This is a genomic window from Bradyrhizobium sp. INPA03-11B (assembly GCF_040446015.1).
GTDB classification, from domain to species: Bacteria; Pseudomonadota; Alphaproteobacteria; order Rhizobiales; family Xanthobacteraceae; genus Bradyrhizobium; species Bradyrhizobium macuxiense_A.
This window is the reverse complement of record NZ_JASGSR010000169.1, coordinates 1-13,104: the sequence shown is the minus strand read 5'-3', so window position 1 is coordinate 13,104 and position 13,104 is coordinate 1. Positions and strand designations below refer to the sequence as shown.

The 13,104-nt window shown below is 64.6% G+C and carries 10 protein-coding genes; 5 read left to right on the top strand and 5 right to left on the bottom strand.

Features of this window, described 5'->3' with window-relative positions; translation table 11 throughout:
• The coding region (locus tag QMZ05_RS37550; protein ID WP_353705341.1) for a LysR substrate-binding domain-containing protein at window positions 1-680 on the top strand (680 nt) is incomplete at its 5' end.
• 16 nt (window positions 681-696) lie between these two features.
• Here the strand turns inward: QMZ05_RS37550 and QMZ05_RS37545 are convergent.
• Window positions 697-2,808 (bottom strand): acetoacetate--CoA ligase, encoded by a 2,112-nt coding sequence (locus tag QMZ05_RS37545; protein WP_353705340.1) that lies wholly within the window; start codon window positions 2,806-2,808, stop codon window positions 697-699.
• Between the two features lie 121 nt (window positions 2,809-2,929).
• Between QMZ05_RS37545 and QMZ05_RS37540 the strand changes: the two genes are divergently transcribed.
• Window positions 2,930-3,931: a glycoside hydrolase family 3 N-terminal domain-containing protein gene (locus tag QMZ05_RS37540; protein WP_353705339.1), complete on the top strand. Its 1,002-nt coding sequence runs from the start codon at window positions 2,930-2,932 to the stop codon at window positions 3,929-3,931.
• 376 nt (window positions 3,932-4,307) lie between these two features.
• Here QMZ05_RS37540 and QMZ05_RS37535 read toward each other — a convergent pair whose 3' ends face one another.
• Window positions 4,308-4,739 (bottom strand): hypothetical protein, encoded by a 432-nt coding sequence (locus QMZ05_RS37535; protein ID WP_353705338.1) that lies wholly within the window; start codon window positions 4,737-4,739, stop codon window positions 4,308-4,310.
• 547 nt (window positions 4,740-5,286) lie between these two features.
• On the opposite strand from QMZ05_RS37535, the gene QMZ05_RS37530 reads away from it, so the two are divergent.
• The gene (locus QMZ05_RS37530; RefSeq protein ID WP_353705337.1) at window positions 5,287-5,895 is read left to right on the top strand and encodes a helix-turn-helix transcriptional regulator; all 609 of its coding nucleotides are present in this window, start codon (window positions 5,287-5,289) and stop codon (window positions 5,893-5,895) included.
• Between the two features lie 14 nt (window positions 5,896-5,909).
• On the opposite strand, the gene QMZ05_RS37525 is transcribed toward QMZ05_RS37530, so the two are convergent.
• From QMZ05_RS37525 to QMZ05_RS37515, 3 genes are all read right to left on the bottom strand, one after another.
• Window positions 5,910-6,158 carry a hypothetical protein gene (locus QMZ05_RS37525; RefSeq protein ID WP_353705336.1) on the bottom strand — a complete coding sequence of 83 codons (249 nt, stop codon included), beginning with the start codon at window positions 6,156-6,158 and terminating at the stop codon, window positions 5,910-5,912.
• 234 nt (window positions 6,159-6,392) lie between these two features.
• Entirely contained in the window at window positions 6,393-7,112 is a 720-nt protein-coding gene (locus QMZ05_RS37520) for a Crp/Fnr family transcriptional regulator (RefSeq protein WP_353705335.1), read from the bottom strand.
• A gap of 181 nt (window positions 7,113-7,293) precedes the next feature.
• Window positions 7,294-7,971, bottom strand: coding sequence for a Crp/Fnr family transcriptional regulator (locus QMZ05_RS37515; RefSeq protein WP_353705342.1), 678 nt, complete (start codon window positions 7,969-7,971; stop codon window positions 7,294-7,296).
• 581 nt (window positions 7,972-8,552) lie between these two features.
• Here QMZ05_RS37515 and QMZ05_RS37510 point away from each other — a divergent pair.
• Entirely contained in the window at window positions 8,553-10,151 is a 1,599-nt protein-coding gene (locus tag QMZ05_RS37510; protein WP_353705334.1) for a flagellin, read from the top strand.
• Between the two features lie 377 nt (window positions 10,152-10,528).
• Window positions 10,529-13,104, top strand: a 2,576-nt coding sequence (locus QMZ05_RS37505) for a hybrid sensor histidine kinase/response regulator (protein WP_353705333.1), incomplete at its 3' end; no start/stop codon positions are given.

Below are 13,104 nucleotides of genomic sequence, written 5' to 3'. Positions count from 1 at the left end.
CGCTGCAGGCGCGTCGCGGCACCATCGCCGGCCATCTGAAGATCCTTGCGCCGCTCGGCTTCGGACGGCGCTACATCGCCCCGGTCGTTGCCGCCTTCCGATCACGCCATCCCGAGGTGTCGGTCGAGCTCGAACTGTCCGATCGGCCGGGGCGTGCCGCCGTGGGCGCGTGGGACGTGATGATCCACATCGGTACGCTAAAGGACTCCACGCTTCGTTTGCAGCGTCTCGCCCCCAATGAGCGCTATCTCTGCGCCTCGCCGGCCTATCTGAAGCGCTGGGAAATGCCGGCGCGCCCGCAGGATCTGCGCTTGCATCAGTGCATCGCGTTGCGTGAGAACGAGGAGGACGTGACGCTCTGGCGGTTTTCTCGCAAACGTGCCGCGTCCGAGCCTGATGTCGTCAGGGTCGAGCCGATGCTGTCGAGCAATGACGGCGAGGTCGTGAAGGCCTGGGCGCTGGCGGATCACGGCCTGATCGTCAGGTCGGAGTGGGATGTCGCCGGGGATCTCGCCGCCGGCCGGCTGGTCCGCGTGCTGCCGAACTTCCGCCTGCCCCCGGCCGATATCGTCGCGCTGCTCAATCCAGGCCGCAGCGGCAGGGCCAGACGCACGCAGGCGTTCGTGGAGCACCTGCGCGCCGCGCTTGCGCCGCCGCCATGGCGCGGCAGGCAGCGATGACGGGCAGTGCGAGCGCTTACGCGGCGCCCGCCTGCTTACTCAGATAGTTTTTGGCAAAATCGAGATACCAGTCGAGGCAGCCCGGATTGGCCATCGCATCGCGGTTGATGACCTTCTCGACGGGGTGGCCGAGCAGCAGCTTCTTGACCGGCAGCTCCTGCTTCTTGCCGGACAGGGTGCGCGGAATCTCCGCCACGACGAAGATGTCGTTGGGCAGGAAGCGGCGCGACAATCCGGCCTCGACCGCCTTGTTGATCTTCGTCTTCATCGCGGCATCGAAGGTGACGCCCTCGCGCAGCACCACGAACAGCGGCATGTAGCTGTCGCGGCCGAGATACTCGAGATCCACGACCATCGAATCCAGCACCTCCGGCAGCGCCTCGATCGCCGAGTAGAGCTCGCTGGTGCCCATCCGCAGGCCGTGGCGGTTGATGGTGGCGTCGCTGCGGCCGTAGATCACGCAGGAGCCGTCGGGGTTGATCTTGAGCCAGTCGCCATGCCGCCACACCGGACCGCGGCCGCTGCCGTCGAAATTGTCGGGATAGGTCTCGAAATAGCTCGACAGATAACGCGCATTGCCGGGATCGTTCCAGAAGCGCAGCGGCATCGAGGGCAGCGGCTCGGTGCAGACGAGCTCGCCGACCTCGTCGATCACGGCGCGGCCTTGTTCGTCGAAGGCTTCCACCGCGCAGCCGAGCAGGCGGCACTGCATGATGCCCGGTGTCTGCGGCAGTTCGCGGTTGCCGCCGATGAAGGCGCCGGCGAAATCCGTGCCGCCGGAAATATTGGCCCACCACATGTCGGCCTGCGCGGCATTGCCGTTGCGCGTCGACAGCGCGGCGAAGCACTCGTTGAACCAGGCTTGCGTATCGGCTGAGAGCGGTGAGCCGGTCGAGCCGAGCGCGCGCAGGCGTGAGAGGTCGCCGACGGCGGCGAGATCGATCTCGGCCTTGGTGCAATTGGCGAAGAACGCCGCGCCTGCGCCGAAGAAGGTTGCCTTGGCGTCGGCGACGAAGCGCCACAGCGTGCTCCAGTCCGGCTTATCCTTGGTGCCGCCGGGGCTGCCGTCGAAGATGCAGCAGGTGGTGCCGTTGAGCAGGCCGTTGGCCTGGCAGTTCCACATGATCCAGCCGGTCGAGGAATACCAGTGAAAGCGTTCGCCGAACGAGTTCGGGTGGTAGCTGCAGCCGATGTCGTTGTGCAGCGTCGAGAGCGGCAGCGCCACGACGATGATGCCGCCATGGCTGTGCAGGATCGGCTTCGGCAATCCGGTCGTGCCCGAGGAATAGACGATCCAGAGCGGGTGATCGAACGGCAGCCATTCCGGCTCGAAGGCGTCGATCTCGGCGCCCTGGCCGGCGAGGATGGACGACAGCCGCGTCTCTGACGGCGCAGCATCGCTGTGCAGGATGACATGCTCGACCGTCGGCAGCGCGCGCCGCAGCTCCTCGATCACGCCTTGCCGGTCATGGCGCTTGCCGGCATAGGTCGCGGCATCGCAGGCGATCAGCACCTTCGGCTCGATCTGCTTGAAGCGGTCGATCACCGCGGGTGCCGCCATGTCGGGCGCGCAGACGCTCCAGACTGCACCCAGGCTCGCGGTCGCAAGAAACGCGATGATGGTCTCGGGGATATTCGGCAAGTAGGCGGCGACCCGATCGCCGGCGCGCACGCCCTTGGCCTTCAGATGCAGCGCAAGCGCCGCCGATTGGCGTTGCAGCTCGGGCCAGCTCGTCTCCGAGAGTTTGCCGTCCTCGCCGCTCGCAATCAGGGCCGGCAGGCCGGCGGCATGTGCGGGCGCGACATGGCGGAAGACCTGGCGCGCATAGTTCACCGAGGCGCCGGGAAACCATACCGCGCCCGGCATCTTGCGTTCGGCCAGTACCGCCGAATGCGGCGTCGGCGAGCGCAGGTCGAAATAGTCCCAGACGCTCTGCCAGAAGGCGTCGATATCGGTGACCGACCAGCGCCGCATCGTCTTGAAATCCGCAAACGCAAGGCCGCGGGTCTCCTTCAGCCAGTCGCGGTAAAGGGCCATTTGCGGGACGTAAGGTGCGGTCATGGGCGGTTTCCGGAGTTTCTTGTGTTGTGGCAGACGCCACTGAGGCGTGCCGGCGTGTCTTAACATAGGGATGCGAGCACGGGGAACGCGGTCGCACCGCGGCTTACGTCATATTCTTACCGCCGCCGCAGCGTGCTATTCCTTCAGGTGCGGCGTTGATTCCATGCCGATCCCGTAGCGAGCGGCCATGTCCGTCGGCGAACTTTTCATCCTCGGCTTCTACGGCAAGGTCATTCCGACCTGGCTGAGAGAATTTGCCGCGCGGTTCGGGCTCGGCGGGGTGATCCTGTTCGATTACTCGTGCCAGACCCGGCAATACGACAACAACGTCGCGTCGCCCGCGCAGGTGCAGTCGCTCTGCGCCGAGATCGCGGCGCTGCCGTCAGCGCCGCTGGTCTTCATCGACCAGGAGGGCGGTCTGGTGCGCCGGCTCAAGGATGGCCTCGGCTTCCAGCCGCTGCCGAGTGCGAAGGATTTCAATCTGCTCGCGCTGACGGAAAAGCAGGCGGTCCTTGGTGCAAGCTATGACGAACTGCGGCGGCTCGGCATCCGCTACAATTTCGCGCCGGTCATCGACGTCGACTATAATTCCGACAATCCCAATATCGGCAGGATCAAGCGCTCCTATTCGTCCGATCTCGGCGAGGTCGAGGCCAATGCCCGGCTGGTCGACGCCGCGGCGCGGCAGGCCGGAGTTGGTCTCTGCCTGAAGCATTATCCGGGCATCGGCGGCGCGCATGTCGATTCGCATCTGGAGTTCATGGACATTTCCGATGCACTGCGGCCGGAGCAGGAAGAGCTGTTCTACGCGCTGGCCCCGGATACTTTCGGCGATGCGGTGCTGGTCAGCCACGCCATTGTCCGCCAGTGGGACCCGCATCATCCGATGACCCTGTCACCGGCCGGGATCGGCCGGCTGCGCCGTCGTCTGCCCGAAACGCTCTTGATCACCGACGACATGCAGATGCAGGGGCTGCAGAAGGCGCTCGGCACAAGCGCGGCCAGCCTGCAGGCGATCGCCGCCGGCATGGACATGATCTGCATCGGCAATAATCTGTTCGACCAGGAGCAGGCGATGGCCGGCATTGCCGCGGCGGTCGCGGGTGCGGTGCAGGACGGATCGCTGGATCAGGCCGCGGTGCGGCGATCGATTGCGCGCGTGCAAAAGCGCAAGGCGCTGCTCGCCTGATGGCGTTGAACCAATTTTCGCGCGGTGCGACCACAAGAGACGGAACCAATTTCATTACCGCGATTTAACATCGGCGCTCATCGGGGCTAACAACCATGAAGATGCTCAGGCGTCTCTTCCGATTGACCTGGCTACGCCGCGTCGCACGCAGTTCAGCCGATTTTCCACCTGCCTCCATCGATCCCGACGAATTCAGCCGCCTGCTTTGCAGCGGGCGCCGCCAGGATCTGCGGATACTGGCAAAGCGGCTGAGCGAGCGCCCGCGCGCTCACGCATAGGCAGCGCAGCGGGTCAAAGGTGAGCCGGTTCTGACTGAACCAGAACCGATAAGTCCGGCGCGCGGCCGCGACTTCAACTCCGATCTCGGCGCGGTGCGCTACTGCTTCGCTTTTTCGTGCTTGCCGATCCCGACTGCCTTGTAGTCGTAGGTCGGATAGAACTCGGTGCGATAGGCGCCCCAGGCACTGTTCTCGATGACGCGGTTGACCTCGCGCAGCCGTGACGCCGGCAGCCGCAGGGTCACCACCTGGCCGGCGCCCATCATCACGTACCAGCTGACCACCTCGACACCTTCGGGCGGAAACGTCTTGTAGAAGCCCTGCCGCTCGAGCTGCGCATTGAGTTCGCCGAGCGCGCGCGACTGATCATGCTTGAAGAAGACCGTGATCATGATCGTGTTGTCTTGGGCCGGCGCTGCGTCGCCGGTCGGCGTGGTCTGGCCCTGCGCACCGGCGCTGACCAGCAGTGCCGAGGCGAGCGCCGCGATCATCATCCAGGATCCATTTCGCCCGCTCCGCCTTCGCTGCATTGTCGCACCCTTTATTGTTGGCCGAGAGGCGGCGATCATCACGGCGCGTGCCGGGGCTGTAAATTGACAACCGCCTGCCCCTGCGTCCGCCGGGTCCATGTGAACCGCCTCATACGAACGTAGCCCAACGTGCGGTAAGCCGATGCGATCCCGTGCCTAGAGGGATGACCGATGTCGACCCGGCGAATGGCGTATTGGTGGTTCAGGTTCGTTCTTTCGGGGCGATTCCTGCAGAAATTCCTCCGGCTCCGGCGCAAGTAATGTCGAAGGCGCTGTGCGCGATCCGGCTATTTCCAGCATGACAGCAGGGTGTGGGATGGGTCCGCCGGGACGGTAACCATCCACCTGTGAGACCATCTGGATGAAGCCGCCCGTCATCCCGTAAGAATACTGTAACTCGACTCAAATATGCGAGATTCGTTGCCAAATCAGCGGTAATCTGCGCCTGCTTGGCAGGTCGGGGCCCGAGGTCACAGTTGCGTCACCCGTAGTTTTACGGAGTCCCGTGTTAACGCAGCCACAAGTTCACCTTCGGTAAACCATACTTATGACGCAACATGACAATCGAGCCGAGGCGCGCCTTCCGGCATGGATGGGCGGAACCACGGCGCTCGAGGGGCAGCAGTCTGAGGTTCATGGGGCCGTTGCGCCGCGACCGCAGGTCACCACGGACGCCGGTGCGGCCATCGTCCGGCAGTTCAACGGGCCGGTGACGGCGCTGCTGCTCTATATGAATGAGCTCAAACAGCACAGTCAGCAGTTCGCGCACGCGCCCGGCAACGGCGTCTATCTGCGGCAGGTGATCGAGAACGCGCTCGAGCAGACCGAGCGGGTGTCCGCGATGCTGAAGCAGATATCGGACCTCTACCCGAATGCCGTTCCGGCTGCCGATCTCAGGCTGCAGGGTGACGACAAGCCGGCAGTTGCCCGGTCACCCGATGTCATGTTCGCGCCGGAGGCCGGCCGCAAGCCGCTGACCAAGCGCGAGCGTGAGGTGCTCAGCCTGATCAGCGACGGCTATTCCAACAAGCAGGGCGCGCTGCGGATGAATATCAGCCCGCGCACGTTCGAGAGCCATCGTGCCGAGGCGATGCGCAAGCTCGGCGCGCGCAACACCGCGGATCTGGTCCGCAAGGCCTTGCTGCATTCCGCCTGAGCGCAGACCGGTTCTCAGAAATCGTCTTCTGTGGCGAAGCACAGCCGCGGCGCGAGCCGCGCGGCGGGAGCGGCCGTCTTCGGTTCGTCCGGAACGATCGTGACCACCCATGCCGCCATTGCGCCGGACTTGCTTTCGACGATCGCGCGCACCCGTCCCGTGACCGTCGCACCGGCAGATTTGACGGTGGCGGGCCGGCCGTTGAACTGGGCCATGCGGAAGCGCCGGGCTTCCTTCCGATCGGTCGTCTCGTACGTGAACATCGGCTCCCCCGTGCGTCCACGCGACTTTGCGGAAGCAGCGTTATCCGACGGTGAAAATCCCATGCCGTAGAAGTACGGCTTGCGCGACAGCGACGGCGTTTTGCGCGAGACGCCGACCGCTTGAATCGAAACGCTAAAGCGCGATGAGATTGGGGTGAATCATCATCGCGCTTTAGCTCATTGTTTGAGCATGATCTTTCCGGAAAACCGCTTCACACTTTTCCGGATCATGCTCTAGCCGCTGGTTTCCTTGCAACTCAGCAGCCCCGCATACTGCGCCTTGACCGCGGCGTAGCATTCGCAGGCGGTCCTGATCAGTCCGTCCGCGTTGGTGATCTCGATGTGGCCGCGGCTGTAGTGAATGAAATTCGCCTGTTGCAGGGTATGCGCGACCAGCGACACGCTGTTGCGGCGGGCGCCGATCATCTGCGCCATCGCCTCCTGCGTCAGGACGATCTTGTTGCTGCCGGAGAGGTCGCGCGTATGCAGCAGGCATCGCGCCAGCCGCGACTCCACGGTATGCGCGGCGTTGCAGCCCGCCGTCTGCTGGATCTGGGCATAGACGGCGAGTCCATGCCGAAGCAGCATGGTGCGAAGGGTCGGGCTCTGGCCGGCAGCCGCGCGCAACGGCTCGAGCTCGACCGTCGAGGCGAGGCCGGGCACCAGCACCGTGGCGTTGTTCGAGACCCGGCCCTCGACCAGCGGTGCGAATGCGCCAAAGATGCTGTCGCGGCCGACCATGGCGACCTGGACGCGCTCGCCCCTCGCCAGCTTGACCACCAGCGAGATCACGCCCTTGTGCGGCATGTATGTCCGCTTGAGCATCTCGTCGGTCTCGGTCAGGACCGAATCGGCGGCGAGGTCGACCGTCCGCAGGTGCGGCCGGATCAGCTCAAAATCGCTCGCAGAGAGCGACGACAGAAACCCGTTGGGTGATCGCGGAACCGTATCCAAAGCAACCTCCTGCCTCCCGGCAAAGCTTGTCTCTGGTCACCAGGCCTGACGCGTGCAGCCAGACGTGCTCGCAACTTATTCTGGCACGTCCGGGTTCCAATGGAAACACATCCCGGTTCCATTAGGAATACGCTGATCGCCGCGGCCTCACATTATCCGCGGGGACATGAGGTCGCTGCGATCAATCTTCCGGCCCGATCAATTGTTCGGCGTGCGCCTTGACGGTCGCATAACATTCGCACGCCGCCTTCCGCAGACCGTCGATATCGGTGATTTCGATATGGCCGCGGCTGTAACGCAGGATGCCGGCTTGCTGAAACCCGTGCGCGACGATCGAAACCGCATTGCGCCGCACGCCGATCATCTGCGCCAGCATCTCCTGGGTCAGCGGCAAGGCTTCGCTGCCGCACAGGTCGCGTGCGCGCAGCAGCCAGCGCGACAGCCGCGCCTCCACCGGATGCGAGACGTTGCAGGCGACGGATTGCTGCGTCTGCGCCATCAGCGCCTGTTCATAGAGCGCAACCAGTGTCCGGAACTCGGCGCTGCGATTGGCTGCCTCGCGGAAATCCTCCGCCCGCACCACCGACGCCGTGCCCGGCACCACGACAATCGCGTCGGCGAGCAGCGGCCGCTCATGCAGAGCGGCGGACGCGCCCACGGCGCCGTCACGACCGATGGTTGCAATCTCGACGGATTGCCCGTCGGACAGATTGATCATCATCGAGACCACGCCGGCGTGCGGGAAGTAAACCCGCTGCACCGGCGCGCCGGCATCGGCGAGCGCCGTTTCCTTGGTCAGGTCGACGGTTTCCAGAAGAGGATGAAGTTGCGCGTATTCCGCAGGGGGAAGTGCTTGCAACAGACGATTGGGCGGGCGCGTTACCGCGGACATTGGAGCTCCTGCCGAGGGCGGGAGCACTACGGTCTCGCATCACCTACTCTTGGCGTGTGGAGTGCGACCATAGCTTGCCTGTCTAATTGCACAAGGGTTGTAGTGCGAACCTTATACCCTCTAGGGGGCAGACGGTCGGCGTTGCATCCGTCTGCGCGGCGATTCGAACGATGCGCATCCCGGACAAAGAGGTTGCGGCATTGTCTCGCATTCATTGATTTGCATTAACTCTGATGCGCGCCGAGGCGTGCGTCGTCATGATCGCCGTCCCGCCTTTTCGAAATGCCCGGCCGGCGCCGCCGGCATACGACAAGTCCCGCAAAGGTGAGGACAAATTCGCCGCCACGGGATTGATCCGGCGGCGGGCAGGCGCCGCTCAAGCCTGCGCCGGCGCAGGCGGCCGTCAAATTACCGGCAAAAGCCGTTCTGGGTATTTGTACGGAGCAGCCCTTTAACGAACGGGTAGCGCGGACGGACCAGTGTGGCACCGGTCGCCGTGCGAAATTTACGGCGTCGCGTCAATCGTGTTCATCCAGAAGGGTATCAGTATGTCCGGCATCGTCCTCTCGGCATCGGTCCGTCAAAATCTGCTTTCGCTGCAGTCGACGGCCGACCTGCTCGCCACCACGCAGAACCGCTTGTCCACCGGCAAGAAGGTCAACACCGCTCTCGACAATCCGACCAACTTCTTCACGGCGCAGTCGCTCGACAATCGCGCCAGCGACATCAACAACCTGCTGGACGGCATCGGCAACGGCGTGCAGGTGCTGCAGGCCGCGAACACCGGCATCACCTCGCTGCAGAAGCTCGTCGACAGCGCCAAGTCGGTTGCCAACCAGGCCCTGCAGGCCGCAGTCGGCTATTCCCAGAAGTCGCAGGTGACGACCGCCACGATCACCGGCGCGACCGCCGCCGATATCCGCGGCACCGCCACCTATAGCAACGCCACCCTCGCCGGCACGGTCGTCAACAACAATCTCTCGACGCCCGCGCCGATCACGGCCGCCACCAAGCTCGTCACCGCGGCCAACTCCGATACCCTGGCGGCGACGCCGACCGGTACGATCACCGTCAACGGCAAGTCGATCACGTTCTCGACCTCGCAGACCACTTCGACGACCGATGCGTCCGGCAACGTGACCCTCGGCACCGGCGCGGGCAGCAACCTGACGGTCGGCGACCTGCTCACCGCGATCGACGGCATCACCGGCACCGCCACCGCCTCCACCGTGTCGGCCGGCGCGCTCCAGATCAGCACCGGCACCAACCAGGATCTGAATATCTCCGGCTCGGGGCTGGCCGCGTTCGGCCTGACGGCCGGAACCAAGGCACGCACCGTGGCAACGCCGTCGCCGTTGGATGGTTTGACGCTGACGATCAACCCGACCGGCAACGGCACCGCCACCAACATCACGTTTGGTAGCGGCGCAGGCCAGGTGAAGTCCCTCAACGACCTGAACACCGCGCTGGCGGCCAACAACCTGCAGGCCTCGCTCAGCGCAGGCGGTGCGCTCACCATCAGCACCACCAACGATGCCGCGTCCTCGACCATCGGCACGATCGGTGGCACGGCAGCTGGTGCAGGCAAGCTGTTCAACGGTCTGACGGGCAGCGCCCCGGTTCAGGATCCGAACGGGCTGGCGAACCGCGCCAACCTGGTCAGTCAGTACAACAACATCCTGGACCAGATCACCACGACCGCCCAGGACGCGTCGTACAACGGCATCAACCTGCTCAACGGCGATCAGCTCAAGCTGACCTTCAACGAGACGGGCACCTCAACGTTGAAGATCCAGGGCGTCACCTTCAACGCCTCCGGCCTGAACCTCACCAAGTTGACGGCCGGCACGGACTTCATCGACAACGCCTCGGCCAACGCCACGCTGAAGACGCTGAACAGCGCGAGCGGCCTGCTGCGCACCCAGGCTTCGACCCTCGGTTCGAACCTGTCGATCGTGCAGATCCGCCAGGACTTCTCGAAGAACCTGATCAACGTGTTGCAGACCGGCTCGTCCAACCTGACGCTGGCCGACACCAACGAGGAAGCGGCCAACAGCCAGGCGCTGTCGACCCGCCAGTCGATCGCGGTGTCCGCGCTGGCGCTGGCCAACCAGTCGCAGCAGAGCGTTCTGCAGCTGCTCCGCTAAGCGTAGCCGCAACAGACATCGACTATCGAGGCGGCGGGGGAAACCCCGCCGCCTTTGCTTTGCGCGCGATCACCTTCCGGCCGACTTCAACCAAAGGGTGATGGGGCTTTGATGCAGGCCGCCGCCATGCCGCGAATGTTTCGCTTGGCTTAACGGCAACGCGATTTCATTTGATTCAAATTGCGACGACCGATGGAACGGCCTCTTTCCCGTCCGGGTGGTAGATGCCTGGGACTGGCCGTGACGTCGTGCTGCATCGTCTGATCGCGTGACTCCTCGTCCGTATTTGCACGGACGGCAAAATTAACGTCGCCGTGAAGGCGGTGGGGTTATCGATGCGAGGCGAGCGTTCCGCAGCACCTTGAGGGGACCTATCCATGGACGATCTGTTGCGCGAGTTCCTGACGGAGAGCAGCGAGAGCCTGGACACGGTGGACAACCAGCTGGTGCAGTTCGAGCAGGATCCGAACAACGCGAAGATCCTGGACAACATTTTCCGCCTTGTGCACACCATCAAGGGGACCTGCGGCTTCCTCGGGCTGCCGCGGCTGGAAGCGCTGGCGCATGCCGGCGAGACCTTGATGGGCAAATTCCGCGACGGCATGCCGGTGAAGGCGGAAGCCGTGACGCTGATCCTGTCCTCGATCGACCGCATCAAGGAGATCCTGGGCGGGCTCGAGGCGACCGAAGCCGAGCCCGAGGGCAACGATCGCGATCTGATCGATCAGCTCGAAGCCATGGTCGAGCACGGCATGGCGGCGATGTCAGGCTCGACGCAGTCGATGCCGGCGGCCGGCGAGGTTGCTGAAGAAGACGTGCCGGTCGTCGAAGCGCCGTCCGTGCAGGCTGATATGACCGAAGGCACGCTGGTGGTGCAGACGCTGGAGCGTCCCTTACGTCCCGGCGAGGTCTCACTCGACGAGCTCGAGCGCGCCTTCCGCGAGACCGAGACCGAAGTGGCCGCGCCCGCGCCCGCCGCCAAGCCCGCCGCTGCTGCGCCCGCCGAGCCGGCTGAAGCTGCGAAGAAGCCGGTCCGCAAGGCCATAGCCGAGGATGTCCAGGAAGGCGACAAGATCGCCAACCAGTCGATCCGCGTCAACGTCGACACCCTCGAACACCTCATGACGATGGTCTCCGAGCTGGTCTTGACCCGCAACCAGCTCTTGGAGATCTCAAGGCGCAACGAGGACACCGAGTTCAAGGTGCCGCTGCAGCGGCTGTCCAACGTCACCGCCGAGCTGCAGGAAGGCGTCATGAAGACGCGGATGCAGCCGATCGGCAATGCCTGGCAGAAGCTGCCGCGCATCGTCCGCGACCTCTCCGGCGAACTCGGCAAGCAGATCGAGCTGGAGATGCACGGCGCCGACACCGAGCTCGACCGCCAGGTGCTCGACCTGATCAAGGATCCGTTGACGCATATGGTGCGCAACTCCGCCGATCATGGCCTCGAGACCACCGCCGAGCGCCTCGCCGCCGGCAAGGGAGAGCAGGGCACCATTCGCCTCAGCGCCTATCACGAAGGCGGCCACATCATCATCTGCATCGCCGACAATGGGAGAGGGCTCAACACCGAGCGGATCAAGGCCAAGGCGCTCCAGAACGGTCTCGTCACCGAGGCCGAACTGGAGAAGATGACCGAGGCCCAGATCCACAAGTTCATCTTCGCGCCGGGCTTCTCGACCGCCGCGCAAGTCACCTCGGTGTCCGGCCGCGGCGTCGGCATGGACGTGGTGCGCACCAATATCGACCAGATCGGCGGCACCATCGACATCAAGAGCGTGGCCGGCGAGGGCGCCTCCGTCACCATCAAGATCCCGCTGACCCTGGCGATCGTCTCGGCGCTGATCGTGGAAGCCGGCGGCGACCGCTTTGCCATCCCGCAGCTCTCGGTGGTCGAACTGGTGCGGGCCCGCGCCAACTCCGAGCACCGCATCGAGCGGATCAAGGACACCGCGGTGCTGCGGCTGCGCAACAAGCTGCTGCCGCTGATCCACCTCAAGAAGCTCTTGAAGATCGACGACGGCGCGACATCAACCGACGCCGAGAACGGCTTCATCGTGGTGACGCAAGTCGGCAGCCAGACCTTCGGCATCGTGGTCGACGGCGTGTTCCACACCGAGGAGATCGTGGTCAAGCCGATGTCCACAAAACTGCGGCACATCGACATGTTCTCCGGCAACACCATCCTCGGCGATGGCGCCGTGATCATGATCATCGACCCCAACGGCATCGCCAAAGCCTTGGGCGCCTCCGGCTCCTCGGCCCATGACATGGCCGAGGACAGTGCCAGCAGCCATGCTTCGAGCGGCGAGCAGCTGACGTCGCTGCTGGTGTTCCGCGCCGGTTCGAGCCAGCCCAAGGCGGTGCCGCTCGGCCTCGTCACGCGGCTGGAAGAGATCGCAACCGACAAGATCGAGCTCTCGAACGGCCGCTACATGGTGCAGTACCGCGAGCAGCTGATGCCGCTGGTGCAGATGGCCGGCGTCGAGGTGCAGACCCAGGGCTCGCAGCCGATCCTGGTGTTCGCCGACGACGGCCGCTCGATGGGGCTTGTGGTCGACGAGATCATCGACATCGTCGAGGAAAAGCTCAACATCGAGGTCGCAGGCTCGCAGGACGGCATTTTGGGCTCGGCCGTGATCAAGGGCCAGGCGACCGAGGTGATCGACGTCGGCCACTTCCTGCCGATGGCGTTCGCCGACTGGTTCTCGCGCAAGGAGATGCGCCCGTCGGCGAGCGCGCAGTCGGTGCTCTTGGTCGACGACTCAGCGTTCTTCCGCAACATGCTGGCGCCGGTGCTCAAGGCCGCCGGCTACAAGGTGCGGACCGCGGGCGGCGCGCAGGAGGGGCTCGCCGCGCTGCGCTCGGGGCAGGCGTTCGACGTCGTGCTGACCGACATCGAGATGCCCGAGATGAACGGGTTCGAGTTCGCCGAGAACATCCGCTCTGACCA